General features: G+C 39.4%; 30 protein-coding genes. 14 read left to right on the forward strand and 16 right to left on the reverse strand.

Features of this window, described 5'->3' with window-relative positions; all coding sequences use genetic code 11:
* Positions 1–17 precede the first annotated feature (17 nt).
* From ODZ84_RS04990 to ODZ84_RS05000, 3 genes are all read left to right on the forward strand, one after another.
* Positions 18–1,064 carry a hypothetical protein gene (locus tag ODZ84_RS04990; protein ID WP_266175896.1) on the forward strand — a complete coding sequence of 349 codons (1,047 nt, stop codon included), beginning with the start codon at positions 18–20 and terminating at the stop codon, positions 1,062–1,064.
* Positions 1,051–1,845 (forward strand): hypothetical protein, encoded by a 795-nt coding sequence (locus tag ODZ84_RS04995; RefSeq protein WP_266175897.1) that lies wholly within the window; start codon positions 1,051–1,053, stop codon positions 1,843–1,845. The genes ODZ84_RS04990 and ODZ84_RS04995 overlap by 14 nt, the downstream gene beginning before the upstream one ends.
* 563 nt (positions 1,846–2,408) lie before the next feature.
* Entirely contained in the window at positions 2,409–3,179 is a 771-nt protein-coding gene (locus ODZ84_RS05000) for a DUF5677 domain-containing protein (RefSeq protein ID WP_266175898.1), read from the forward strand.
* Positions 3,180–3,243: 64 nt separating this feature from the next.
* Here ODZ84_RS05000 and ODZ84_RS05005 read toward each other — a convergent pair whose 3' ends face one another.
* Together ODZ84_RS05005 and ODZ84_RS05010 are read right to left on the reverse strand one after the other, a co-directional pair.
* Positions 3,244–3,852, reverse strand: a complete 609-nt coding sequence (locus tag ODZ84_RS05005) for a hypothetical protein (protein ID WP_266175899.1) — start codon at positions 3,850–3,852, stop codon at positions 3,244–3,246.
* Positions 3,842–4,516 carry a DNA-processing protein DprA gene (locus tag ODZ84_RS05010; RefSeq protein ID WP_266175900.1) on the reverse strand — a complete coding sequence of 225 codons (675 nt, stop codon included), beginning with the start codon at positions 4,514–4,516 and terminating at the stop codon, positions 3,842–3,844. Before ODZ84_RS05010 ends, ODZ84_RS05005 begins: the two co-directional genes overlap by 11 nt.
* 401 nt (positions 4,517–4,917) lie before the next feature.
* On the opposite strand from ODZ84_RS05010, the gene ODZ84_RS05015 reads away from it, so the two are divergent.
* From ODZ84_RS05015 to ODZ84_RS05055, 9 genes are read left to right on the forward strand one after another with little or no spacing between them, the layout of a single operon-like run.
* Positions 4,918–5,328 (forward strand): single-stranded DNA-binding protein, encoded by a 411-nt coding sequence (locus tag ODZ84_RS05015; protein WP_266175901.1) that lies wholly within the window; start codon positions 4,918–4,920, stop codon positions 5,326–5,328.
* 41 nt (positions 5,329–5,369) lie between these two features.
* On the forward strand, positions 5,370–6,443 hold the full coding sequence (locus tag ODZ84_RS05020) for a DUF932 domain-containing protein (protein ID WP_266175902.1): 1,074 nt from the start codon (positions 5,370–5,372) through the stop codon (positions 6,441–6,443).
* Between the two features lie 49 nt (positions 6,444–6,492).
* A complete protein-coding gene (locus ODZ84_RS05025) occupies positions 6,493–6,702 on the forward strand; it encodes a hypothetical protein (protein WP_266175903.1) in 210 nt (69 codons plus the stop codon).
* Positions 6,677–6,904 (forward strand): hypothetical protein, encoded by a 228-nt coding sequence (locus tag ODZ84_RS05030; protein WP_266175904.1) that lies wholly within the window; start codon positions 6,677–6,679, stop codon positions 6,902–6,904. Before ODZ84_RS05025 ends, ODZ84_RS05030 begins: the two co-directional genes overlap by 26 nt.
* On the forward strand, positions 6,894–7,412 hold the full coding sequence (locus tag ODZ84_RS05035; RefSeq protein ID WP_266175905.1) for a PRTRC system protein E: 519 nt from the start codon (positions 6,894–6,896) through the stop codon (positions 7,410–7,412). Before ODZ84_RS05030 ends, ODZ84_RS05035 begins: the two co-directional genes overlap by 11 nt.
* A gap of 17 nt (positions 7,413–7,429) precedes the next feature.
* Positions 7,430–7,648 carry a PRTRC system protein C gene (locus ODZ84_RS05040; protein WP_266175906.1) on the forward strand — a complete coding sequence of 73 codons (219 nt, stop codon included), beginning with the start codon at positions 7,430–7,432 and terminating at the stop codon, positions 7,646–7,648.
* 19 nt (positions 7,649–7,667) lie between these two features.
* Complete coding sequence (locus ODZ84_RS05045) at positions 7,668–8,837, forward strand: hypothetical protein (protein WP_266175907.1); 1,170 nt, start codon at positions 7,668–7,670, stop codon at positions 8,835–8,837.
* 10 nt (positions 8,838–8,847) lie between these two features.
* A complete protein-coding gene (locus ODZ84_RS05050) occupies positions 8,848–9,561 on the forward strand; it encodes a PRTRC system protein B (RefSeq protein WP_266175908.1) in 714 nt (237 codons plus the stop codon).
* Positions 9,558–10,355: a PRTRC system ThiF family protein gene (locus ODZ84_RS05055; protein ID WP_266175909.1), complete on the forward strand. Its 798-nt coding sequence runs from the start codon at positions 9,558–9,560 to the stop codon at positions 10,353–10,355. The genes ODZ84_RS05050 and ODZ84_RS05055 overlap by 4 nt, the downstream gene beginning before the upstream one ends.
* Positions 10,356–10,620: 265 nt before the next feature.
* Here ODZ84_RS05055 and ODZ84_RS05060 read toward each other — a convergent pair whose 3' ends face one another.
* The 12 genes from ODZ84_RS05060 to ODZ84_RS05115 all read right to left on the reverse strand — a co-directional run bounded on the left by ODZ84_RS05060 (position 10,621) and on the right by ODZ84_RS05115 (position 20,701).
* Positions 10,621–11,610, reverse strand: coding sequence for a DNA adenine methylase (locus ODZ84_RS05060; RefSeq protein ID WP_266175910.1), 990 nt, complete (start codon positions 11,608–11,610; stop codon positions 10,621–10,623).
* Between the two features lie 132 nt (positions 11,611–11,742).
* Positions 11,743–12,183 (reverse strand): DUF3872 domain-containing protein, encoded by a 441-nt coding sequence (locus ODZ84_RS05065; protein ID WP_266175911.1) that lies wholly within the window; start codon positions 12,181–12,183, stop codon positions 11,743–11,745.
* A gap of 12 nt (positions 12,184–12,195) precedes the next feature.
* A complete protein-coding gene (locus tag ODZ84_RS05070; RefSeq protein WP_266175912.1) occupies positions 12,196–12,756 on the reverse strand; it encodes a conjugal transfer protein TraO in 561 nt (186 codons plus the stop codon).
* A gap of 1 nt (position 12,757) precedes the next feature.
* Positions 12,758–13,660 carry a conjugative transposon protein TraN gene (gene traN / locus ODZ84_RS05075; RefSeq protein ID WP_266175913.1) on the reverse strand — a complete coding sequence of 301 codons (903 nt, stop codon included), beginning with the start codon at positions 13,658–13,660 and terminating at the stop codon, positions 12,758–12,760.
* Positions 13,661–13,679: 19 nt separating this feature from the next.
* A complete protein-coding gene (gene traM / locus ODZ84_RS05080; protein ID WP_266175914.1) occupies positions 13,680–14,975 on the reverse strand; it encodes a conjugative transposon protein TraM in 1,296 nt (431 codons plus the stop codon).
* 4 nt (positions 14,976–14,979) lie between these two features.
* The gene (locus ODZ84_RS05085; protein ID WP_266175915.1) at positions 14,980–15,249 is read right to left on the reverse strand and encodes a hypothetical protein; all 270 of its coding nucleotides are present in this window, start codon (positions 15,247–15,249) and stop codon (positions 14,980–14,982) included.
* A gap of 11 nt (positions 15,250–15,260) precedes the next feature.
* On the reverse strand, positions 15,261–15,884 hold the full coding sequence (traK, locus tag ODZ84_RS05090) for a conjugative transposon protein TraK (RefSeq protein WP_266175916.1): 624 nt from the start codon (positions 15,882–15,884) through the stop codon (positions 15,261–15,263).
* Between the two features lie 12 nt (positions 15,885–15,896).
* Positions 15,897–16,889 (reverse strand): conjugative transposon protein TraJ, encoded by a 993-nt coding sequence (gene traJ / locus ODZ84_RS05095; protein ID WP_266175917.1) that lies wholly within the window; start codon positions 16,887–16,889, stop codon positions 15,897–15,899.
* A 1-nt stretch (position 16,890) separates the two neighbouring features.
* Positions 16,891–17,523, reverse strand: coding sequence for a DUF4141 domain-containing protein (locus tag ODZ84_RS05100; protein ID WP_323136863.1), 633 nt, complete (start codon positions 17,521–17,523; stop codon positions 16,891–16,893).
* Positions 17,524–17,547: 24 nt separating this feature from the next.
* Positions 17,548–20,055 (reverse strand): TraG family conjugative transposon ATPase, encoded by a 2,508-nt coding sequence (locus ODZ84_RS05105; RefSeq protein WP_266175918.1) that lies wholly within the window; start codon positions 20,053–20,055, stop codon positions 17,548–17,550.
* Entirely contained in the window at positions 20,052–20,384 is a 333-nt protein-coding gene (locus tag ODZ84_RS05110; RefSeq protein ID WP_266177330.1) for a DUF4133 domain-containing protein, read from the reverse strand. The genes ODZ84_RS05105 and ODZ84_RS05110 overlap by 4 nt, the downstream gene beginning before the upstream one ends.
* An 11-nt stretch (positions 20,385–20,395) precedes the next feature.
* The gene (locus tag ODZ84_RS05115; RefSeq protein WP_266175919.1) at positions 20,396–20,701 is read right to left on the reverse strand and encodes a DUF4134 domain-containing protein; all 306 of its coding nucleotides are present in this window, start codon (positions 20,699–20,701) and stop codon (positions 20,396–20,398) included.
* Between the two features lie 262 nt (positions 20,702–20,963).
* Between ODZ84_RS05115 and ODZ84_RS05120 the strand changes: the two genes are divergently transcribed.
* The gene (locus tag ODZ84_RS05120) at positions 20,964–21,809 is read left to right on the forward strand and encodes an AraC family transcriptional regulator (protein WP_266175920.1); all 846 of its coding nucleotides are present in this window, start codon (positions 20,964–20,966) and stop codon (positions 21,807–21,809) included.
* 80 nt (positions 21,810–21,889) lie between these two features.
* Positions 21,890–22,993 carry an FAD-dependent monooxygenase gene (locus ODZ84_RS05125; RefSeq protein ID WP_266175921.1) on the forward strand — a complete coding sequence of 368 codons (1,104 nt, stop codon included), beginning with the start codon at positions 21,890–21,892 and terminating at the stop codon, positions 22,991–22,993.
* A gap of 84 nt (positions 22,994–23,077) precedes the next feature.
* Here ODZ84_RS05125 and ODZ84_RS05130 read toward each other — a convergent pair whose 3' ends face one another.
* Both ODZ84_RS05130 and ODZ84_RS05135 read right to left on the reverse strand, forming a co-directional pair.
* Positions 23,078–23,701, reverse strand: a complete 624-nt coding sequence (locus tag ODZ84_RS05130; RefSeq protein WP_266175922.1) for a hypothetical protein — start codon at positions 23,699–23,701, stop codon at positions 23,078–23,080.
* A gap of 11 nt (positions 23,702–23,712) precedes the next feature.
* Entirely contained in the window at positions 23,713–24,108 is a 396-nt protein-coding gene (locus ODZ84_RS05135) for a DUF3408 domain-containing protein (RefSeq protein ID WP_266175923.1), read from the reverse strand.
* Position 24,109 lies beyond the last annotated feature (1 nt).

Below are 24,109 nucleotides of genomic sequence, written 5' to 3' on the forward strand. Positions count from 1 at the left end.
CATTATATAACTAATTTATGAGACAATTTGTTGATAATTCAGGAAGGTATATGTTAATAATTCCACCTGATTGGGTTTTTAAAAATGATATTTACGCCGCCAAAAATTCTGCATCAAATTGTTTTGAACCATATGAAAATCCCATTGGAAGTTTTCAAATTAGTTGTCATTTGATTACAAACAATAAAACAAATATTAAAAGTCATCTTACTAAATTCATCAAACATGATATACCTTCTGGAAGAATAGATTTTAAAGAAAAGTTTATTCCAGATGATGAAATTGATGCCTATATATGGGAAGACATTATAAATGATAATTATCTTTCGTGTACTTATACTTATGAAAGTGTTCAACGTGGCACGGATGAATTGAAAGAAGAGCTTGACAAAGTACGTTTCTGTCTAAGTAGTATCCGAATGATTGACGAAAAATATAAAGACTCTGTTTTAAACTCTTATCGTTTCAATCAATTCATGAATTCATATGCAGCTTCTGTAGATCTTCTACAAAGAGCATATGATAATGGATCTGCAATAGAAATAACCGTATTGCTATCAAATCAGATTGATGCTTCATTACGGTTGGTCTTGATCTTAAAGAAGCAATTGGATGATAAATCGAATATTATCGATACAACTCTCATATATCAGCGAGAACATGATAAACCAGTGATGGAAAAGCAAGTTTACAGAATGGCTCTTGAAAATGGTATAATTAACAAAGATTTACATGATAAGCTTTATATTTTATATGATCAAAGGAATAAGGTTATTCATCGATATATAATAACCGATCTATTAACCAAAAATGTTTTTGAAACAGCGTTTGAATACAGCCAAATAGAAAAACAAATCGGAAAGATTGTTAAAGAATATGAGCAGATGCAATATATTGCCAAAATAGGAATATATGGTATTGAAGAGTCTCCTGATAAGCCATTAAGTAATGAAGAACAGGATGAACTATTAAATTCTCTTAAAGAGAAGCACGCACATGTAAAAATCAATAGTGAAATTACTTTCAAAAAATTTAATTTAAACTCAAATAATGAAAAAGCCTAAACTGAATAAATTTGATTTGTTCGTCGATAAACTCATAGAGGGTTTTTCTAAATTACCAAACTTTGATTTAACACAGAGAGACGAACTTGCACATAAATTATTTAATATTGTATCTTATAAAATCGCAGATATTTCTTCTTACAAAGAATTGGTGACCAAACATTTTATACCTGCAACAAATAAAGCTGTCTATGATTCAAAAAAGGATATTGAGAATTCTAAATATCGACAATATCTAGATTTGAAACAAATAGATTTCAAAGAAACGATGTATGATACGATCCGGCTTTCCTACGTTGGATTGTTTCATAAACTTGAAAACTATGTTAATGAAGTTATCTCGGTTACAGAAATATTGTTCGATGAGTTTTATGAATCTGAAAAAACTTTGAATGTCTGGACGAAGGAGCATTTTGATTTCAATATCAGAGATTGGCAGCAATTCAATATTGTTCACAAAGTTAATTGGGTAGCTAATTGCGTTAAGCATAGAGACAGTTATCCAACTAAAAATCCCAAACCTAAAGGGTACCAAAATATCAACGAGGAAGAGAAAATTAGAATTGATGTACATGAGTTTGATCAGGATTGTCAACTAATCATTTCTTTTTTACCAATTTACTTGCAATTGATGTTTCTTTTTGCTCAACATAAGATGTTTAGTGAAGAACTTAATAATAATTTTGATCCAGAAGATCATTTTACCATTTCACAAAATGAACGTCTTACAACAATTGAACACACTCTCAAAACGCTTATTGAACAAATGAGAAAAATCTAGTAAGCTTCAGTAAATTAGAATAGTAAGTGTTTAAAGTAGAGTGTAAAACAAGATTTTTTTTATAAGAATGCATTGATAATTCATTTTGAATTATTATTATAATTACATATATTTGTTACTTAAACAATCTGCAGAGGATTTTAGATATGCTAAATTTAAAATCATTTATCATGCAACATTGTTTATTTTGCTCCGGTTGGAGACCTGTATTTGTTAGAGCTTATACTAGAATTCGTTATGGAAGACTAGAGTATGTTATCAAGCACTGCAGATCAAGGCCTGGTCAGCACAGATTCTAAAGCAAGGTTTTTACCTTGCTTTTGCTGTTTATTGCTAAATGTGATTTATTCTGGAAAATTTTTCGATGCTTGACTTACTTTTGTAAGCCAGAAGTAGAGAAAAAAATTTCTTTCACTTTCTCAACATAAAATAAATTTAACGACACAGTTAAAACTAGTAAAATCATAATCAATAGTAAATAAATTCAATTCTTTACTTTATTATCTGGCTTCAATCTTTTTTGAAATTAAATAATTATCTTTAGAAATCAAACTAATAAACTGATGACAAGATCGGAACTTCATGAGATTGTAGATTCTTATAAAAAAATATCAAAGTATATAATACTACGATTTGAAACTCATACTTTTGATACAAAAGAAACAATTCTCAGAAATTTTATCGCAAAAGCAAGTTCATTACTTAATAGCATTTCACTTTTAATTAAGGAAGATCAGACAGGAGAGGCAACTGCATTATATCGTCTATTAATAGAAAGATATTTTTATGTGGAATATTTAGAAGATTCAGGTTTATATCAAGAATTTAAAGACTGGTCATTTGTTAAAACATTTGAAATAAGAAATAAAATGCGAAGCCAGAACTCTTATAATACGAAAGAAATATCGGATGAAATTAAAGATAATGAATTTCAAATTAAGTTATATCAGGAATTAAAAAGTAAAAAACTAAATTGGATTGAGCCTAAAATTGAAGACTTTTCAAAAAGGATAGATTTGAAACCACTCTATTCTTTAGGATATGACCTTGGCTCATCTTATATACATCCGAGAGCCGATGAAGGTTTTTGGGATGCTTTACGCATAGCTAAAAATGAAAAAAAATCAGAAGTAACCACAATTAATTTACTACGCAACAGTATTTTAATTTCGAATGCTATTTTAGCTTTAACGACACACAACTCAAAAAATTTTTACGGAAACTCTTTACAAATATATTGCGATGCTATTTTTAAAATGCTAAATGGTTCTTTACAACTTTCTAATTTAATGGATCTCGAAGCAAACATATTCTCTGAATTAAACTTCAATTAGCTATGAGGGTATTTCAATATATAATCGATAAAAAAAAGTGAAATAGATAAAATAGATGTAATGATCAATCAGGTAATTGTACACCACCATTAGCGGCCAAGTGCATAGTCCCTCTGCTGATATCAATTATCTTATCAACTTCTTTCCAACCTCTCGTTCTAATAGCGCAGAATATTTTGATCTCCTTATCAGGATAAACTTTCTGAAGTTCTAATGCCGAGGCCATGGATGTTCTACCTAATGTCAGAATATCGTCAACCACAATAATGGTTGGTTCTGTAATCAATATCGGGGTTACTTGTAGACTGTCTTGATGTGCCTGCACCGTATTTCTGGTGTCTGCGTGAAATTGCCCACTTGATTTGGGAATTGCATACTTGCGCATCAGACAATCAGCTACACTCTCTCCCACTCCATTGCTGGCAAGCGTCTCACAGATGATCTTCGCCGGAAAAACAGCGCCATCTACTAAAGGTGTACTTCTTGGTACCGGAACTAAAGCTGAATTTGCAAAAAATTCTGATAGATCTGCCTCTTTTATTCTCTGGCTTAGTCTCGTACTGAAGCTTACATCTCCGTTTTTACAGGATCCGGCAACTGTTCTTGAAGAAATTTCTATCTCGGACCTACCTCTTGGAGAATAGGCCAGAAAAGTAAGAAACTCAAAAGACATACTCTTTCTTTGTTGTTAAATAGGGAATGCTTTCGATCAGAAATTCAAAGTTATCATTGGTCAGTACCTGTGCACCATAACTTAGCATTTCTTCTGCCCATGAAATTTTATCGTTAAGGACATTTTCCATAATGAACAACTGTCTTCCTAATCTTAATGCCTCCCAACCCTGATGTTTTGTTCCGCTTTTCTCACTCGCCTCAATGATGATCGTTGCATCACTGATCAACGCCATTGTGCGGTTTCTGATAGGGAAACTTTTTGGAGTTACGGGATAGTTTTCCGGGAACTGTGAGATCAGCAGGTGATTTTCAGCAATAAAATCCTGAAGGTCTTTATTTTCAGCAGGGAAATATTTATCAAGGGGTGTTCCGATAACACCTATGGTGTGACCTTGAAATTCAATGGCAGTTTTATGTGCGATCGAATCGACACCTTCTGCTAAACCGCTGACCACAGTAATGTCATTTTGAACCAAGAGCTTCGCTATCTTTCTTGCTCTTCTTATACCCAGTTCAGAAACCTTCCTGGAACCAACGACCGCTACCCTTCTTCCATTTTCCAATAACGAAAAATCCCCTTTGTAAAACAACTCTTTGGGACTGTTCTTTTTCTCAACGGTAGTAAGCTTATCGTAGTATTCGTTAAAAGCACTGATCTGCATAGGGTCTTCAAGATTTAAATGAATAATGTAAATATAGTGTATTTAGTGTGTAAAATACAAATCGAAAAACACTAAAACCAACCATCAAGGTAAAATTATTAAATATTACATACAACTGATCTTTTTCATAATAAACCGGTAAAAAGGCAGCTAAGGTATATCGGTCATCCATTTCTTCACCCAGCCAAAAGACTACGGCATAAACGGTCTCCTCCCTGAAGGTACCCTCCAATTATTCCGTTTCCTTTTGGCTTTCGCCTTTGCCCGCTAAGATTATCTGCTTTCTTTTTTCCGGTTTTTCTTTTGAAAAACATTCAGCGAAGCCCAAAGGGCTTTCAGAGAAAGGACGGAGAAGAGATTGAGAACAGATCAAAATGTACAATCTTTAAAAACCTACGGTTATGAACATTATCGGAAGACTGACAAGGGATGCGGAAGTGCGCAACTTGCCAAATGAAAAACAGGTAGTTAATTTTTCAATTGCTACGAATGACAATTATCGCAACAAACAGGGAGAACGAATCGAACAGACCACCTATTTTGAATGTGCCTACTGGATCTCTCCAAAACTTGCAGACTTTTTAACAAAAGGGACTTTGGTAGAATTAAGCGGAAGAGCCTACACCTCTGCATGGTTAGGAAAAGACGGAGAACCCCATGCAGGTCTGAATTTCCACACCTCGCAGATCAAAGTTCACAGCAGTAGTAAACGAACTGAAAACAAGTTTACTGAATCGAATAAAAAAGATAAGAAGGAAATTTCTAATTCTAATTCCAACGACAGTGACAACAATCATGATCTCCCATTTTAAAACTACCAAACAAAATTCTCTAACAATTAAATATTAACATCATGGCACATAATTTAAATTTCAACAGCAGAACAGGAAAATATTCATTTTTCAGCGTAAAGGAAAAAGCATGGCATAACTTGGGGCAGATCGTACAGGAGTACCCGACAAGTGAAGAAGCCATCAAATTTGCAGGACTAGACTACGAGGTTGAAAAGTCTCCACTGTTTACAAAAGGTGCAGGCATTATAGAAAATAGCAACGGAATAGAAATGATCGATTCAGAATTGGAAGTTCCCAACTACTTTGCCAATATCCGCACTGATAATAATACCGTTTTAGGCGTAGTCGGAAAAGATTACCAGATCGTACAAAACCGTGAAGCCTTTTCATTTTTTGATTCTATTGTAGGCGGTGGAGATGGAATCTTGTACGAGACTGCAGGAGCTTTAGGAAATGGGGAACGCATTTTTATCACGGCTAAATTACCCGATTATATCCGTGTTGGAAATGGTGACGATATTACGGAAAAATATATTTTCCTCACCACCTCCCACGATGGGAGCGGAAGCATCACAGCCGCATTTACCCCTGTACGCATTGTTTGCCAAAATACCCTAAATGCTTCGCTAAAGAATATGAGCAATGTGGTGCGGATCAGACATACCGCAGGAGCAAAACAGCGTTTGGACGATGCCCACAAGGTCATGGGATTAGCGAATATATTGAGTAATGAATTGGAAAGCACGTTTAATCACTGGGCAAAAATAAAGGTCGGTGATGATGAAATGAAAAAGCTTATCCAATTGGCACTCTGCCCCAATAAAGAAACCTTACAGCATTTACAAACAGGAAATTTTGATGATCTCTCAACTGTTTTTAAAAATACCGTTGATGATGCTTTTGCCTATGCGATGATGAGCGACACCCAACAGATGGAAACAACAAAAGGGACGTTGTTCGGAGCATATAACGCAGTGACTGGATATTATCAGAATGTCAAAACATACAAAGACAATGAAGCCAAACTACAGTCCATCGTTTTGGGAGGAACTGCACAATTGAAATCTCAAAAAGCTTTTGAATTGTGTACAGGATTTGCCAAAGACGGACATTCTATTTTCACTCTAAATTAACAATTAAGGTATCCGCCTTTAATGGCGGTTACTTTTATAAAATCATTTTATGAACATCAAGGATCTACACGGAAACAATATTGAGGTAACCGATTTGGAAAAAGCGATTCAACAGGCTGAAAATCTCAAAGATCATGAACACGAAGATAAAAGCTTCGCAGAATTCGACGCAAGGCAAAAAGCCTATTGGACTGATGTGTACAACAAATTATTACTACTTAAACAAAATCAAAATGAGCATCCTTTCAAAAAAGACTGAATACAAAGCTTTGTGCATCATTGGAAATATCATCAAAGAGTTTGAAGATCTTCATCTCTTAGATATGACCCGATCTGATGATGAAGATTTGACAAAGGCAAGAAATTCACTTGAAACCATTATCCATTCCAATGGCTACAAGATCAATTACGATAGAAATTCTAAGAAATCAATTTTAAAGAACAAACAAAATGAACACTAATTTTTTCAGCCTTGTAACGCAACTTGACTTTACAGGCAACTTGAATATATCGATTCAGAAAGCAACAGATAACAATTGGATCGTTTCGGTACTGCTTCAAAACAACGAATGCGGAGACGATGCAAAAAACAGAATCCCACCCTTAAATCTTCGGGGAACTGCTGAAGATCTGGACAATGGTTTTTTTGAAAACATTGCCCAACCGATTCAGTCTGCATCATACCTTATGGTCAATATGGACGCTTTTATGGTGCAATTGGAAGAAGCGAAAAAGCATTCTGCCATGGAAAAACAAAACGCTGACAAGGAAAGTAAAGCCAAAGAAGAAAAAGAGAAAAAATATAAAGATGCCATGAAAAAAGCGGAGGATCTTGAAAGCGAATCCAAATTCAAGGATGCATGGTCAGCCTTGCCAAAGGCTTCTGAATATCCCGAATATTCCAAGGAAATATTGGAAAAGCAGGAAGCCTATGAAAAAGAATTTGCGCCTAACCTATTTACTTCATAACCTTAAAATCAAGAACTATGTTACTCGCAACCGAACTAGAAAGGGTTTTTATCATCGTTGATAAAGGGCAGGAGATCAAACTCAGCGACCCAGAACCGAAATGGAGTGTTGAAGCCGTGATGAATTTTTACGCCAACACCTATCCCATTTTAACAACCGCCAAAGTATCTCCGCCTGTGATCCGTGAAGATACTTTACAGTACACTTTTGAAAGTGTTATGGGAACAAAAGGATAACATCAAAACTCAAACAGTCATGAACTATGCAACGACAAATCATATCGGGAACGATCAGAATCCCACAGCATCCCAAACAGAAGCAACTGCACCGACAGTTGGGCGAGTTCGCCGAGTGGATAAAACGTCCAAAAGATGCAGGAGAGATAAGAAAGGATCAAAGGAAATCGGTCCCTGTGGCAATGCTTCCCTTGCTTTTCTGAGATTTTCATTTCTTCCCAAGCTGAAACAAAATGAAACTGTACAATCTTGTAAAGAGTCTAAAAGGATGGAAAGGGATTTTTATCAATCCCTTTCCGACCTCGCAGAACATTATCAGATCGATCCCAAAGCATCCCAAGAATATGAATATCCTTACAATATGGCTTTGGCAGTCCACGATTTACAGCAAAAGCTAAAAAATAAGACAAGGGATTGGGAAGAAATACAACTGATAAGAGATCAAGGAAAGGTCTATTTCACAAGTGAAGAAAGATACAATACTGGAGCAACTTTATATTACATTCCTGTTCTGCCCCTGTATCGATTGTCAAAGGAGAAAAAGTATAAAAACGCTTTCCGACTCTTACTATCCGTGTACAGTTACTTATATCATATTGTTGACATTCCTTATTACAGGCAGGAAGCAAGTTATCTGTATTGGATGTACGATATGTTGGAGCAATGGGTTACCGAAGATGATGAAACAGAAGATGCTTTAAGGCTCTTAGCGGACATCAAACAAGCTGAATGGATCGGAGACTGTATGGAAAGGAAAATTTATAACCTTCAAAATTTGGAATGGTTTGAATCCAGATTACAACAATTCAAAGCAAAAGACCATTTTGATGGCAAATGTTTGGAGGTGGCAAGAACGGCATTTCACTTATCTGTCAATTTTCCGAATTCAACTGTTTTCAGAAATGCACAGGCACAAATTAACCACGATTGCGATGATGATACTGATGAAAACTCTGAAAATACGGTCACGATGGATAAATATATTTCCTTTTGTGCTGATGCCAAAGGATGTCTTTTTGATCAACTTTTTCAAAGCGTCAATAACGAATTGCAGGAATACGGACAGATGGAAGAACCTGTGATCATTAAGCATTTTAACGGTTCGGATGTCAGCCAAGACAACCTCGAATTTGAACATCAGATCTTTGATCTGATCACGGAACTCATCGACCTCATGAACGAATTTTAAATCTTAAACAATGGAAAACATCAAACAAGACCTTGGAACACTGTACCATCCGACATCGGCTCTGGTATTTTATCAGACAAATGACAGGATCAAAAATGTTTATGTAGAACATTTTGACATGGACACAAACGGAAATCCCATCAATGCACACCCGTTGACCATTCGTGAAGCAAAATTTTTATCCAAAGCACTTCATATCGAAACCAAAAGAAGCAGGGAATTTTTAAAACCTCAAAATATCCTTTCAGAAAACATCCTGCATATCAACCCAAGTAAAGGCTCTGTCCTCTGGCACACCAAAGGTCAAAATATAAAACTTTTCTTTTCTGAAAGTCTCGGTATCCCTAATGGCATGGCACAAGTTCCCGCTTTGCTTTGGTCCGCCAATAAACAAAGTCTGGTAATTTTTGCCTTGTCTTCTGACAGAAGACCCACAGAAAAAACGGTGCTTTATCATGCACCGTTCTTTAACATCTACGAAAGCGGAAGCGTCTGTATGGGAACGGTGGATGTCAATATCAAAAATTCTGCATCGATCGAGGAATTTACCCAAGCTTGGCAAAATTATTTTTTCAATAGTTATTTCAGTCATTTGATGAATGGTCATAACCCCATAAAAGGTAACTTGGTCAATCTCTGGAATGAGCTGATCAGTACGGGCAATCCCTTTCCAAAGAAATTACTCAAGAAAACCAATAGAACCCTTAAAGACCTGCTCTTATGAATACTGAAAAATTAAAGGTTCATTTTACGGATAACAGCTTGATCGATCCTACCAATCCTGTTACAGTCAATGTGATCGGTGCAGGGGGAACAGGATCTAAAGTGTTGACCGCACTCATGGAAATAAACCACAGCTTAACTGAAATGGAACATCCGGGTCTGCAGGTCAGACTGTGGGATGATGACATCATCACTTCTGCCAATCTGGGAAGACAGCGTTTTGCGGAATCTGAAAGAGGACTGCATAAATCCGTGGCTCTTATCAACCGCTGTAACCGTTGGGCAGGGACAAACTGGAAAGCGGAAAACAAAAAGTTTGCTTGGGAGAGAGAAAACTGTTATCCCGAAAATGTAGAAGCCAACATCTATATTTCTTGCGTTGATAATGTATCAGCCCGATTTGAAATTGCCGATATTCTCAAACATAAAAGACATCACAATTCAAGCCTTAAATATTGGCTGGATTTCGGAAATACCAAAGATAAAGGACAGGTCATCCTTTCGACCATCGGAACTATCCGTCAACCAAAGTCTGAAAAATACGAACCTGTTGAAGATCTACCTTTCATAACGGATGAATTTGGTGAACTGTTAAAAAAGTCCGAAGAGAACGATAACACACCGAGTTGTTCATTAGCCGAAGCTTTGCAGAAACAGGATCTGTTCATCAATAGCTCTCTGGTGCAGATGGGTTGCAGTCTGCTTTGGAATTTGTTCCGATACGGATTGACCCCTTACAGGGGATTCTTTCATAATCTGAAAGATTTCAATACACAACCCATTAAAATAGCCTGATAAAAAATCGGGCAAAAAGACCATTCCGACCAAAGTTCGGAAAGGTCTTTTTGCGGTCATATCGGACACAACCTATTTGAACTCCTCGCCTTTTCCGTCTTTTCAAAAAAGTTGTGGGGCTTTCTACTTGTCTTTCTGCGGCAGACGAGAAAAAAGATCATTTCTTCCAAGGTCGAAAACATCTTTTTTTACATCAATGAAGCAACCCATTTGAATAGCAGAGACCAACGCCAACGCCATTCAAAAAAGTTGCGTTTATTGTCATTTAATCTTTGATCAGGCAATGCAAATACTCTTCAGTGTATGACCTGGAATCATTTCTTAGACTTTTAAACTTCGGGTATCTTATTGATGAATATTGATAGTGACCTAAGCCTGTCATCATCTCTTTTATACGGAAAGGCGGGATAAACCCCTCATTGTTGTAGCTGAGAAATATGTACTTAAAGTCAGCCTTATCTATGAGTTCAAAAAGTGCTTTTTCTGCTTCTTTTTTACGACAAAACCGTGAGGTCTCATAGTTTCTTGATCCGGTTATCCCTTTGGGCTGGAACTGGGTATCATACGATGATATGGTATTCAGCAGATGATAATACGAACCATATTCTCTTCCGTTATATGGCGGATCCAAATACAGGATGTCCCCTTTAAGGTTTTTTATCAAAACGCTGCTGTCTTCTCTGTATACTTTATATCTCACTTTTTTTAAAGCCCTCTTTATTGGTAAAAGTTCAATATCGAAGAGTGCCGTTTTCTTCAGTTGCTTTAGAAATGCACAATAGATGGATGCTGTATTGGCAATTTTATCTAAAGCGACAAGAAGTGTTGCTATCAACAAAACATAGAGATCTTCACTGATGTCAGAATTTTGATAAAGATCTTCGATATGCAGCCTTATCGCATCTATTTTCTTCCCATTATGGGCAGAGAAATACAATCGACCGGCAGATCCTGATTCTGAATATTCCTGAAATACAAATCCTTCAACACCTTCCAATCTGTTTAATTCCTGAAGCATCGTAAGATATTGCGCTTCACTTACGTCACTGTAAAATGCCGTATTGAGTATGAGGCTGTAATATTCGCGGTCGTTGTAAACAATGCTTTTGACCTTACTATGAAAAATATTCCCGACTGTTCCGGTTCCTGCAAACAAATCGCAAAAGCTGCGGTCGTCAAGATTATGCCCTGTCATATTTGAAACTTCGTTGTAAATAAAACCGGACAATCTTATCTTAGATCCCAAATAATTCATTTTTTATTTGCAATCTCCTGTATAATGGGAATGAGACTTTATTTTGTCTGGTAATGAGTTTATTTTGCGTTGAAAGTCGTTATATAAAAACGGCTTGGTTTAAACCAAGCCGTTAGATAGCAATGACAAATTTTAAGATGCATTGTCAAATTCAAGATCTACCCTCCTTTCATTTCCAAAACTATCCCTGATCCAGATACTGAACTGATGGGATTCAGAGGCTTGGGATGTGTAGTATAGCCTGAAATGCTTTTGAGGTAACTGATATTCATCATTGGGCAAGTATGGTGGGTCATTGAAGTATTGAAGTTTACCATTTCCCTCGTATTGAAAATATCGAATATGGTATTGGGTTCCATTGAAATCTGATGGGGTCAAGAGCGAAATACGGATCTCCACCGTTTCATTCTCAGCTATCTTACTTGGAACAGGCATTATCTGGACCTCAAAAGGAAAATCCTGCTGAATTTCCAGATCGCTGTCTTGACAGGAGCCAAAAACAAAACTGATTAAGATAACGGCCATTGCATACATACATAGTTGCAAGATCTTTTTGTTGATCACATTTTTCATTGTGTAAGTTTTTTAAAAATTAAATCGCAGTCCGAGACCGAACAAAGCGTGAAACTCTTCAAGCTGACTGTTCCTCAAATAGCGTAGCTGACCATTGACCAGGAAGACCAAATGTTCTGTGAGATAGCTTTCTAAAGACAACTTGCCACCTGCACCGTAAATAAAGTTCCCGGTGGAATTGAGGATCGACCCGTCGTAAAGCATTTCAGTACCTTTATTGACCTGCTCATAGCCTATCAGACCAGCGAGACCAAAATTGATATTGACATTCCGCATCAGGTCTCCCCATACACGGAGACTATAACCACCGTTGAACAAGAAAGTATCTATCGGAATATCATAATGTCCATACTCATCATACTTTCTACTGTATTCGGCGAGTCCGAAAAAGTAGTTACCGTTTCTGCTGTAAGAGATAAGACCTGCTTCCAAAGCATAATTTTGCTTTTCGGGAGATCCCGGAAATACAGAATAGGTCAGCTCAAAACCCTTTTGCCCAGGCATCATCTGCTGGGCAAACGTTTTCGTAAGTGGTATTACCATTAAGACAATGGCTAAAAATATCTTGTTCATCTTATTTCGTTTTTATGTTTAAACTGCTGATCAGCCTCGCCTGGATCAGGTCTGTATTGTCAAGCTGGACTATCTGGTGTCTTCCTCCATTCTTTTCAAGAACTTCGATCTCCAAGACCTGGTCTTTTAACAGCGTAAACTGATCCATCAGATAAATCCCGGATATTTCAGAATCGTGAGCAGCTGTCCTCACCGGAAAATGGATGCGAAGCGGCTCCAAAAGTTTGTCCTGAACGACCGTTCTTTTCAGATTTTTTTTATCGACGATCCTAAAATTGATGAGGTCAATATCAAATGCTACGTTACTGCTGTTCTTAATTTCTAAGGTGAAATAGAATTTGCTTTCATTCACATGCAATGCGCGGACTGAAAACTCGATCCCATAGCTTCTTGAAGCGATGTGCTTGATGGTTCTTCTGCTCTTTTCGTACAGGTTTTCCATGATGAGCGCTGTCAGGGAGGAAGAACTTCCGTTAAGATCTTCAAACAGGACATCCGTAGCATACTGACGCTCTTGGCTTCTTTGCATCTTTAAAAGGTCATAGCTGAGGGTATCAGGATATGAACTGTAAAACACATCGAAACTGTAGAACTTCCCATCTTCGGTGATCACCGAAAAATTGGTTTCTTCTTCGAAGTCCCTGACTGCTGATTTGATCCGGAGGACATTTCCAACAGCTTCCGCTTTATTGGCGACCAGCAGGTCACTCCCCAGGTCGACATAGCGGATCGGCGAAGGAAAAAGCAGGTGCGAAGTTTTGTTGTAGGTGACCTGCATTTTGTAGGGTTCCAACCTTGCCTCTTCCAATGGAAGATATGCTGATATGGAATCCTGCGCCAGTGCCCTTCCTGTCAAAAGGAGAAATGCTACTATAGCGAGATAATGGCTTTTTATTTTGTTCATTTTTTTTGATTTTAAGTGGTTATTTTTTCGGCACCAACAAAACCTGATGCCCTGCCTTTACGGTAACCTTTGGTTGTCTGACCTTCTTCTGGAAGTAGCCTGACAGCCCCTGTACAGCTCCCCTGCTTAGGTCCGCAGCGATCTGCTGACCTGCCGACCGTGTCATCATAATGTTGGTCCCGGAAGTTTGACCCATACTTCCCACAATGTCGGTCACTGCATTTTGTTCGGGCGAGTAAGGAACATACAGACCGGGTTGACCATCATTGTCATGGACATTGACCTCCACAGGATAAACGCTGCCCTGATATTCTATCGACGAAATTTTCAGCTGCAGTCTCCCACCCTGGAATTTACCGGTGGCCTTTAGCAAGGCTCCCTTAGGAATTTCTGTATGTGCCAGAAGCATACTTTCCAAGAGTCTGATCGATAAAGTACTTTCATTCGTCATGGTCGTTGTCTTATGAACAACCGCATCAATGGCATTTTTCGATCGTGCGGTATTTTTCACATCATCCTGGATCCCAAATATCCTGCGGTCATTCAGACCCGCTAAAAATGTACTGTCTGACGGCTCCCTGTATAAAGAAGAGACGACATTCAAGTGAGCGGGTATTACCGCGGTGAGCAGTACTTTATTGCTACCAGCATGCTCATCATTAACTTCAGCCGTCCCAGATTCTTCCTTCTTGTTATTTTGAGGAAGATATTTGGCAGCCATCTGATAGGATTTTTCCATAAGTGCCAGCTGGTCATTGACCCCAAGTCCGACAGGTACCGAACTGCTTTGTGAAGCTTCATTCTTTAACCTGTTGATTTCTTTTCTGAGGTTGGCCACTTCCTGCTCATCTCTGCCGTAGAAAGAACGCAATGTATGTTGTGCATTGCTGTAGCTTTTGACGGCATTCTGATCAGACTGTGACAAACTGTTTGGATCAGCGGTCAATGGGGTCTGACCTGAATTCTGACCTACGTTGCTAGGATCGCTCCAATAATCTGACAGGCTGGTCATCGCATTTCTCTTCTCTTCATTTTTTTGATCCAGCAGCTGCTGTTCATAGACCTTCTGTTTATCAGATTGCAGCTGATCATCCTTGGCTTGTGGTATCCCCGCATTGAAGCCTGATCCTTCAATGACCTTACCCTCCTTTGGTTTTAAGATGAGGTAAAGGCATCCCGCACATACAACAGCCATCAGAAAATAGATGATCGGCTTTTTAAATCGTTCCAACGGAAATTTCTGCAGACCTTCTGCTTCTTTTTCCCGTTCCTGCGATTCGCCCTCCGTGATTTTGATCTTATTTGAATCTTTCATTGTCCTATTTTTTAATGGTTGAACCCGTTTTATTATCCTGTGCCGGTCTTTTCACAGCCGTATGATCTGATATGGTCGTAATATGACTGATCGACATGGTGTTGTTATCATTTGCGATTGTGACAAAGATGCTGATCAACACCAGTATCGTGACAACAGTGTATCCTGCTAAAAACAACTTGGTAAACAGCCTTTGCCGTTTCTCCGGAAGTGCTTTCCATTTTTGGTTCGCAAGCAAAATATGCTGCTCTATTTTATCCCTGATCTTTTTCATTGTTCTGACTTTTAACGTTCGACAGTTTCAACATCTTTGTTTTCAATGACATTAAATTTTTCAATCGTAAATCCCTGGGGATTGCTGTCCGATCTCACGGAATTGACCAGTGAACAATCGGTGATCAGACTTCGTATCGTTAGATTGCTGGATCGGATAATGAACTGTCTTGCGTAGGTTTTTACGTTATAAGGATAGCTGTCGAAGTTGGCAACGACACTGTCAACCTCTACCCTCTGCTGAATATTCCCTGAGATGATCCGGTTGTAGTAGCCTTTCTCCTGAAGGTCTTTGTAGTAATCGAATGCAGACTGGTCTGCCAGATTAAAGGCCCTTTTGACATTGCTTTCGATAGCATTCTTATCCGGTGCCACGGTAAAGAACAGCTCGTGAAAACGCCTTACATGTTCCCTCGCCTCTACAGGCCTGTTGATCGACATATCCTGGGACAGTGCGACCATCAGTGATTTGCCGTTATCCAGCACGTAGATCTTTTGGCGCTGTTCTTCTGCAAACTGATAGGACTTAAAAACGACCACGCCTACCACGGCAAAACAGAGCACCGCAAAAACGAATGTAAATAAGCGGATCTGCTTAAAGCTGTTCTCTATATTTCTTAAAGTTTTAAATTCCATAGGATCGAATTTTTATTTTAATAATCTGCCTGAAATATTACCTGTTGCCGAGCCCGCTGCAGCTCCCGCAATATTGCCGGATTTGGTGGCGGTCTGGTTGACATTGCGCATAAAGTTTCCTGCACCTCCTGCCTGGATCACCCATCCTGTAACAGTGGGAACCGTAAAGTATCCGATGATCCCGATGATCATGTAGATGATATAGACGGTGTTGGAAGTATCAGGAATAAAGTTCGGGTCTGCCAGCATCTCAATATCCCGCTCCAGTATGAGCGTTTGTATTTTGGCCAGGATCGAACTGAAAATATCCGCAACGGGTAACCAGAGATAGACACTGATATATCTTGTCAGCCATTGGGTCAGCGTAGTCTGAAAACCATCCCACACGGAGATGGCAAAAGCGATAGGTCCCAATATGGAAAGTACGATGAGAAAGAAGGTCCGGATCGTATCAATGACCAAAGCTGCTGATTGGAATAGGATCTCCAGAAATTCACGAAAACCGTCCCTGATATCTTTCTTGATGTCAAACATCTCCCTTTCGATGTACATTCCGGACATAGTGACCAGGTCTGACGGAGACCACCCCAGCTCTTCGAGCTTCTTGTCAAATTCTTCATCAGAGATCAGATAGGCCATCTCAGGATTTCTGAGCATCGCTTCTCTTTCCAGAAGATCTTTTTTCTGTTGCAGGTCGTTCATGTCCAATACCTGATCTTCCAGCATCGAATGGCTTCCCTGAACGATCGGACTTAAAACACCATTGATGCTGCCCAATACCAAGGTTGAAAAGAACATAATGCAGATACCGATGGCAAAAGGTCTGAGCATAGGAAACAGATCGATCGGTTCGGCACGGCTGAGTGACTGCCATACCTTGATGGCCACATAGAACAACGCTCCCAGACCTGCGACGCCCTTTGCTACGGCAGCCATATCGGCACACAAGGGCATCATCTCATCATAGACCGAACGAAGTACTTCGTGTAAACTAGTCGGTTCCATCTTACCAGTATTTTTGATTGGCGGTTCCGTAAAGGTCCAAGACCCTTTTCGTGTTGTTCTGCTTTTTGGCTCTCAGATAGCTGACAGAAATATTCTTATTCGTATAGTATCTTACCAGATTATGGTACTCTTTGACCTCTTTGTAGACCCTGTTGATCACATCCATTCTTTCCTTATCGTTCAGGGAAAGACCATTGGCCGTGATGATCTCTTTCAGCTCTTTTAGTAGCTCAGTACTTTCATTTAGAAGGGCTGAATAACCGTTGGCAATTGCCGTCAGTTCCTGGGCATTGAAGTTGGGGTCGTTGAGCATCTTCCCAAAATTGTTGACGTAGATCTCTGAGACATCACCTACGAGAAGAACCGTCTGCTGCACCTTTCGGGCATCTTTGACCAGGTTATTGACAGCCTTCAGCTTGTCGTAATATTCCTTTCCCTGTTCATAGACCTTTTTGACCTCGTTGAAGTTCTTGATGACGTTGGAAACCGTTGACGAGGTCTGCACGATCTCATTGGCGGAGTTCAAAATGCCTGATGCCAGGTTGGCAGGATCGGTCACAACGAATTGTGCATTTGCGAATGTTGAGATAGCGAAAACGGCTACCATTGCTGTTTTAATGATGTAATTTTTCATTGTTGTAAAATTTTAATGATTGAATTAATTGTCTTTGGTCGATTTGATCCTCCTGAGAGAGATCCGCTTGATGGCATGTTCTACATTGCCATCCAATTCAGAGGCGAGATTCATAACTTCCAATTTCTCTGTCTCCTCTGTAGTGTAAGCCAGATACTCCTCGGTGGAAACTTCAGTAGCAAAGACTGCAGAGTGCGTTCCGCCCAGCCCGATCCATACTTCCTTGTAAAGTCTCTTAGGATCATTGTTCATATTGATGGAAAGTACCTGTGACTTTTCTTTGTCTGTAAGACCCAGCATCGCCTGGATGTCATCGAACTTGTTCATATACTTGCGCTGGTCCAAAAGGATCTTGCAGTCTGAATTGTTAATGATACTCTCCTTGACGATCGGTGACTGGATTATGTCATCCACCTCCTGGGTTACCACGATAGCCTCTCCGAAGAACTTCCTGACCGTCTTGAACAGATATTTGATGTACTCTGCCATCCCCTCCTTGGCGATCGCTTTCCAGGCTTCTTCAATGAGGATCAGTTTTCTGATGCCCTTGAGTCGTCGCATCTTGTTGATGAAGACCTCCATAATGATGATGGTCACGATCGGGAACAGGATCTTGTGGTCTTTGATCGCATCGATCTCAAAAACGATGAACCTTTTGGACAACAGGTCAAGCTGCTTTTCTGAATTCAGCAGATAATCGTATTCCCCTCCTTTGTAATAAGGCTCCAATACATTGAGAAAGTTGGCGATGTCAAAGTCCTTTTCCCTGACCTTCTTCTGCTCCAGGACTTTCTGATAGTCATCTTTCACATACTCATAGAATCCGTTGAATGAGGGATAATGATGGTTGGTTTTAATTATTTCAATATATCCGCTGACTGCATTGGACAAGGCCACTTCCTCCGAACGGGTCGGCGGTTCATCATCCCTTTTCCATAAAGTGAGGATCAGAGTCTTTATGCTTTCCCTTTTTTCAATATCGAAGACGCCGTCATCGGTATAAAATGGATTGAAGGCGATCGGATTATCCTCAGTGTATGTAAAATATACCCCGTCCTCTCCTTTCGTCTTTCCTTTAATGAGTTCACACAATCCCTGATAGGAATTTCCGGTATCGACCAACAGTACGTGCGCACCCTGCTCATAATACTGTCTGACCATATGGTTGGTAAAAAAGGATTTTCCACTTCCTGAAGGTCCCAAAATAAACTTGTTCCGATTGGTGATGATGCCCTGTTTCATCGGCAGATCTGAGATATCCAGATGGATTGGTTTTCCTGTCAGTCTGTCGGCCATCTTGATCCCGAACGGTGATGGTGAATCCTGATAGTTGGTCTCTTCGGTGAAAAAGCACAAGGCAGGTTCGATGAATGTATAGAAGCTCTCCTCGCTTGGAAAGTCGCCCGCATTGCCTGGAATCCCTGCCCAATACAATGTCGCTGTGTCCGTCGTATTGTGGCGTGGCTTGCATTCCATCAGTGCCAATGCACTTCCGGTGTCATTCTTCAGCTGTTTCAATTCTGAAGGACTGTCTGACCATGACATCACGTTGAAATGGGCGCGGATGGATTGCAGACCATAAGAATGAGCTTCATTGAGGTATTTCTCTATCCATTCCTTGTTGATCTGGTTCGCCCTGCTGTATCTTGCCAACGAATGCATATTTCTGGCTGACTTTTCAAATTGGCGAAGGTTTTCATCGCTGTTATCAATGAACAGATACTGATTGTAAATGTGATTGCAGCTCAACAGAAGTCCTACCGGAGATGCGAAGGATAATAAGCAGTCACTTCGGTCGGTACTCAGTTTTTCATACCGGCTGTGTGATGAGACAGTGCCTGGCAGATCATCGGTATCGGATAGTGTGTGCAAGCTGATGCGGTTATTGCCGATACGCATCTCTTCTGAGCCAAGCTTGATATCCTGTAAAGAAGGATTTGGTTCTCGTGACAGGGTCAGGTACTGTTCAAGTATTCCCGACTGGTCGTCGGTTCCTGAGATCTCATCTTCGGTCATCCGTTCCAGATGGACATAGCCGCTGTCATTCATAATTCTTTCAAACTGGTCGACAGCCTCCAGAAAGCGGCTGATCACTTCTTTGTCTTTGATCTCCTTTGGGATCAGTTTGCCTTTGCATAGGGATGAGAAGTTGCTCTGCATCCTCATTCTTTCTCTACTGGTCTTCGTGATGAACAGGTAACAATAGTGGTTCAGGAATGGTCTCTCATTGAAATGTCTTTCAAAAGACTTTGACAGAAAGCTCTGGTCTTCTCTGGACAGATCAGGATTGTAATTTTCCTTGATGAACCAGTCCTGCTTATGGACGACCGTGAAGTCAGGCAGGGTCTTGATGGCCTTGAACCAGGCCGAATGGATCGCTTCATATTCCGCCGATGCCACCGTAAAGAGTTCTGGAAGTCTGACTTTGAAGCAGACCGTGACATCCGCATCTTTTGAGATGATACAGTCGTTCTCTATCGCAAGCAGTGGAAATTTACTCTCCAGCGTTGCGGCTTTGGAGGTATTTCTCATGCTGAAACTTTTTGACGGTTGCTTTTGAGGTAGCGGTACATGCATTTGCGGCTGATGATGTATCTGGGATGCTTCTTTTGAGCTCCTAATTTCATCAGGCCGTGTTCACCGTACTTTCCATTCAGTAAGAAGGTCTGCCAGATAAGAATTGAACTACCGCCACCGCCAATTGTGAGGCAGAGATAGGTACTGACACCTGCGATATACATGACCATCACGAATACAAGTATTCCTAACAGTCCTCCTGCAAAAATGAACAGGTATTGTGCTTTTAATCCTTTGAACTCGACCGTTCTCCCGATGCCTTTGTTGATATGATAGGTATTCATCATAACAAAGTTTAAAGGAAGAATGAACGGAGGATCGTTGCTGCCACGATCAGGAAGATACACGCACCAAACCAGCTGGCAGCGGTCTTGCTGGTATCGGGATCACCACTGCTGAACTTGTTATACACCTTGACCCCTCCAATGAGTCCGACAACCGCCCCGATGGCATAGATGAGCTGGGTAGCCGGTTCGAAATAGGAGGTCACCATTTGTGTGGCCTCGTTGATCCCTGCGGTACCGTTGCCCTGGGCAAAGGCACCCGTAACTGCCATAAAGGTCAGACCTGATAGCAGCAGTTTTTTTCTTTGTTTTTCCATAACTGAAACACATTAATTGTTACTTTAGCCCACACCCTGTGGGTTGATGAGGCAAAGGTGTTATGGAAACAGATGTGGTTTTATACCTTGTCTTTTTACGGTATAGTTTGGCGAAAAAAGGCTGTTGATGAGAAAAAGAAACTGGTGTAATGGTTATCTCAATAGATTGCTTAACTAGATTAATTAGATCAGTTGAATTATTTTGTAGCTTTGAATCGTTGCTTAGGCAATAAAATTACCTAGTAAATAGTCATACAATTGAATGCGTAAAAACAATCAGCATATTCCTGTAAATACAATGACTGAAAACTCTGGTCAGGGTATTTCAATCGATAAAATAAGTCTCGACAAACCTGATTTTACACATTCACATCGGGATGACGGACATACATTTCATATTATCGAAAAAGGCGTGATTCACATTGAAATTGATTTTCAGAAGTATGAGATCCACGCGCCATCCGTTGTTTATATGCATCCTGATCAGGTGCACCGTATTTTAGATTTTGAAAAAATTACCGTTTGCTCGTTGTCGGTAAGAGATGAAAACCTTAATCCTGATTATCTTGAACTGCTGGAAGGGATCACGCCTGCAAAGCCTTTGCAGCTTAACAATGAAACCAATTCAACACTTTCTGATATCTTTAGCCTTTGCTACAGTTTTTCAGTTCAAAAAAATAATAAACTTCATTATTATTTACTGAAAGACAGTTGCAATACGCTGGTTGCATTTCTGATCTCGCAATTTCTGGATCAAAATAAAACGGAATCCAATTTTTCAAGGTTTGAGATTATGGCAAAATCATTCAAACAATTACTGGAAAAGAATTACAGTACTTTAAAAAGTCCTAGCGCATATGCAGATCAATTGAATATTTCTACCGCTTATCTGAATGAGTGCGTAAAGAATACTACAGGTTCTTCAGTTTCGCAACATATTCAGAACAGAGTTGTTTTAGAAGCCAAAAGAACGCTTTATCACAGCGATAAGTCTGTTAAACAAATCTCGTTTGAATTGGGCTACGATGACTATTCCTATTTTTCAAGACTTTTTACCAAGGCAACAGGCATGTCTGCTCTTGCTTTCCGTAACAAAAACCACGAATAGTCCAATATTTACTGTTTTTTGTTATTTCTCACTATTCTATTGTTTGAGAATTTTGCACCGTAATTATAAACATTAATAAAATGGGACAAAATAAAAACGTACTGGTATCCGGAGCAAGCTTCGCAGGACTAACTACGGCTTATTGGATGAACAAAATGGGTTACAAAGTAACTGTAGTAGAAATTGGGAATCATCTTAAAATGGGAGGAACACCTGTAGATATTAAGGATGAAACTGTGAATATTGTAAAACGGATGGGAGTTTTTGAACAGATAAAAGCCCAAAGAATAGGTCCTGAAAAATGGGAATTCAAAAACGCCGATGATGTGAGTGAAAAAACGGTCTTAATAGAAAAGCAGCCAGACAATGAGTTTGAAATCGAGAGAGATATTCTGCTCAATATGCTTTTTAATCTTATAAAAGATGACGTCAATTTTATCTTTAATAACAGTATCACTTCTTTAAATGAGAAGGAAGATTGCATAGAAGTCGCTTTCAAAGATGGTTCTAAAAATCAATTTGAACTGGTGTTTGGCTGTGACGGAATACACTCTGCAGTGCGGAGAATCTGGTTTGGAGAAGAATCGGAATATGCTCATTTTCTTGGACAATATTTTTGTGTTGTGATCACAAAAAGATTGTTGGTGGAGGAAGGCACCTATCAAATGTACGCAGAACCAAACAAAGGTCTTGCGCTCTATGCCTATAACAACAAAACGGACATCATTTTTACCTTCCGTCCGGAAAAGGAAATCTTTTATGATTACCGTGATCAGGAGCAGATGAAACAGATCGTTCAAGAGCAAATACAAAATATGAGTTGGAGAGCATCTGAACTGAAAGATGAATTACTCAATTCCCAATCCTTTTACTTTGATCAATTCTGTCAGATAAAAATGCCATCCTGGACGAAAGGCCGTGTTGCATTGGTTGGTGATGCAGGTTACTGTGCTTCGCCGGCAGCCGGAATGGGCGGTTCGCTTGCCATCATAGGTGCTACTGCTTTGGCAGATGCTTTTGAAAAATGCGATGGAAATTTTGAATTGGCTTTTGAAGAATACAATCAAGACCTGCGTCCTTTTATAGAAGAAGTTCAGAGTGGTGCGGTAGAAATGCTGGACAAGCTTTTACCGGCAACGCAGGAAGAAATAGACTTGAGAAATAAGAATGGTCTTGAGTTTTAAAGTGGCAATGTCTCTAATCTGATCTCGACAAAATTACTTTTATCCTTCTTTCAGATGTAGATAAATTATAAAAGGGGAATTTGTTTAAACAAACTCCCCGATGTCGAAACCATCTGCACCATCTTTACGCTTAGAATAAATGTCCTCATCTTCATTCGAAATATTCTGGCTCAGCAAATTGGCAACTCGCTTTGATGCATCTCCTAATGAATTTTCTAAAAGATCAAAAAGCTCGGTTCCCTGAATTTTTTGAATGATGTTAACCGCTTGCTGTTCTAAGTCAGGCTCCAGCACATCTTGCTGAAGCAGCTGTCCCGCAGTACTCAATTCCTGAAAGGTAACCCCTGTGGCAAACCCGCTTTCTATTTTAGAATCATTCTGGTACTGCCAGTCTTCTTCCTCGTCTTCCCAATCATTATTTTTGACCAGTATCTCGTCAAGTTCTTTCTTTGAAGCCGTATTTTCAAATACCTCCTCCTTGGTTTCTGAATCAAAATTATTTGCTTTTATTACGATAGATTTGTTCTGGCTATGATCAGCATCAGATGGCTGTAACTTTCTTTCTTCTGTCTTTGTTTTTCCCATAATAGAGGGCACAGTTAGGTGAGCTTCAGCACTTTTTTCTTTTGGATGCTGATTTGTAAATTTCCTATCCAACAGTAGTAGGATGATAACTAATAATAGCCCTATGATGATTAATTGTTCCATAAGGTGATAGATTAAAAGATTGGACGGTATTTGCTGTTGAAATCATCGGTGATCTCTTTTTCAAAAGTTTCGAAGTGATGCGCTAATACATTGTCAAGATAAGCGTACAGAGGGATCTGGTCTTCGGCAATGATCTGGATGATCCGGGAAAATCTTTCATGATATTCAGGTCGAATATAAATACTTTTATCACCACGTTTGGTCATCGTGTGATGGGTAAGAAACTGCTCAGCGTAGGTAATTCCAACGCTTTTTTTGTTTTTTATTTTTTGCTTCATCGCGGGCTTTTCCTTTAGGGAATCCAGTTCCTGACTCTGCGATTCATTTTTTGTGTTGCCAGCCATGATAGACATCAAATATTGTTCATCGATATTGTTGTCTTCGTTTTTCTTCTTATCACTGTCCATC

This window comes from Chryseobacterium fluminis (assembly GCF_026314945.1).
In the GTDB taxonomy this organism is placed as follows: domain Bacteria; phylum Bacteroidota; class Bacteroidia; order Flavobacteriales; family Weeksellaceae; genus Chryseobacterium; species Chryseobacterium fluminis.

Bases quoted from the DNA above. Each gene is read 5' to 3' on its own strand.
- ODZ84_RS05060 (WP_266175910.1), bottom strand. From the start codon at position 11,610: ATGAATTATTTGGGATCTAAGATAAGATTGTCCGGTTTTATTTACAAC.
- ODZ84_RS05115 (WP_266175919.1), bottom strand. From the start codon at position 20,701: ATGGAAAAACAAAGAAAAAAACTGCTGCTATCAGGTCTGACCTTTATG.
- ODZ84_RS05045 (WP_266175907.1), top strand. From the start codon at position 7,668: ATGAACTATGCAACGACAAATCATATCGGGAACGATCAGAATCCCACA.
- ODZ84_RS05130 (WP_266175922.1), bottom strand. From the start codon at position 23,701: ATGGAACAATTAATCATCATAGGGCTATTATTAGTTATCATCCTACTA.
- ODZ84_RS05120 (WP_266175920.1), top strand. From the start codon at position 20,964: ATGCGTAAAAACAATCAGCATATTCCTGTAAATACAATGACTGAAAAC.
- ODZ84_RS05050 (WP_266175908.1), top strand. From the start codon at position 8,848: ATGGAAAACATCAAACAAGACCTTGGAACACTGTACCATCCGACATCG.
- ODZ84_RS05035 (WP_266175905.1), top strand. From the start codon at position 6,894: ATGAACACTAATTTTTTCAGCCTTGTAACGCAACTTGACTTTACAGGC.
- ODZ84_RS05100 (WP_323136863.1), bottom strand. From the start codon at position 17,523: ATGAAAAATTACATCATTAAAACAGCAATGGTAGCCGTTTTCGCTATC.
- ODZ84_RS05055 (WP_266175909.1), top strand. From the start codon at position 9,558: ATGAATACTGAAAAATTAAAGGTTCATTTTACGGATAACAGCTTGATC.
- ODZ84_RS05085 (WP_266175915.1), bottom strand. From the start codon at position 15,249: ATGAAAAAGATCAGGGATAAAATAGAGCAGCATATTTTGCTTGCGAAC.
- traJ (WP_266175917.1), bottom strand. From the start codon at position 16,889: ATGGAACCGACTAGTTTACACGAAGTACTTCGTTCGGTCTATGATGAG.
- traK (WP_266175916.1), bottom strand. From the start codon at position 15,884: ATGGAATTTAAAACTTTAAGAAATATAGAGAACAGCTTTAAGCAGATC.
- ODZ84_RS05105 (WP_266175918.1), bottom strand. From the start codon at position 20,055: ATGAGAAATACCTCCAAAGCCGCAACGCTGGAGAGTAAATTTCCACTG.
- ODZ84_RS05015 (WP_266175901.1), top strand. From the start codon at position 4,918: ATGAACATTATCGGAAGACTGACAAGGGATGCGGAAGTGCGCAACTTG.
- ODZ84_RS05040 (WP_266175906.1), top strand. From the start codon at position 7,430: ATGTTACTCGCAACCGAACTAGAAAGGGTTTTTATCATCGTTGATAAA.
- ODZ84_RS05000 (WP_266175898.1), top strand. From the start codon at position 2,409: ATGACAAGATCGGAACTTCATGAGATTGTAGATTCTTATAAAAAAATA.
- ODZ84_RS04990 (WP_266175896.1), top strand. From the start codon at position 18: ATGAGACAATTTGTTGATAATTCAGGAAGGTATATGTTAATAATTCCA.
- ODZ84_RS05030 (WP_266175904.1), top strand. From the start codon at position 6,677: ATGAGCATCCTTTCAAAAAAGACTGAATACAAAGCTTTGTGCATCATT.
- ODZ84_RS05020 (WP_266175902.1), top strand. From the start codon at position 5,370: ATGGCACATAATTTAAATTTCAACAGCAGAACAGGAAAATATTCATTT.
- ODZ84_RS05135 (WP_266175923.1), bottom strand. From the start codon at position 24,108: ATGGACAGTGATAAGAAGAAAAACGAAGACAACAATATCGATGAACAA.
- ODZ84_RS05025 (WP_266175903.1), top strand. From the start codon at position 6,493: ATGAACATCAAGGATCTACACGGAAACAATATTGAGGTAACCGATTTG.
- ODZ84_RS04995 (WP_266175897.1), top strand. From the start codon at position 1,051: ATGAAAAAGCCTAAACTGAATAAATTTGATTTGTTCGTCGATAAACTC.
- ODZ84_RS05005 (WP_266175899.1), bottom strand. From the start codon at position 3,852: ATGTCTTTTGAGTTTCTTACTTTTCTGGCCTATTCTCCAAGAGGTAGG.
- ODZ84_RS05070 (WP_266175912.1), bottom strand. From the start codon at position 12,756: ATGAACAAGATATTTTTAGCCATTGTCTTAATGGTAATACCACTTACG.
- ODZ84_RS05125 (WP_266175921.1), top strand. From the start codon at position 21,890: ATGGGACAAAATAAAAACGTACTGGTATCCGGAGCAAGCTTCGCAGGA.
- traM (WP_266175914.1), bottom strand. From the start codon at position 14,975: ATGAAAGATTCAAATAAGATCAAAATCACGGAGGGCGAATCGCAGGAA.
- ODZ84_RS05065 (WP_266175911.1), bottom strand. From the start codon at position 12,183: ATGAAAAATGTGATCAACAAAAAGATCTTGCAACTATGTATGTATGCA.
- traN (WP_266175913.1), bottom strand. From the start codon at position 13,660: ATGAACAAAATAAAAAGCCATTATCTCGCTATAGTAGCATTTCTCCTT.
- ODZ84_RS05110 (WP_266177330.1), bottom strand. From the start codon at position 20,384: ATGAATACCTATCATATCAACAAAGGCATCGGGAGAACGGTCGAGTTC.
- ODZ84_RS05010 (WP_266175900.1), bottom strand. From the start codon at position 4,516: ATGCAGATCAGTGCTTTTAACGAATACTACGATAAGCTTACTACCGTT.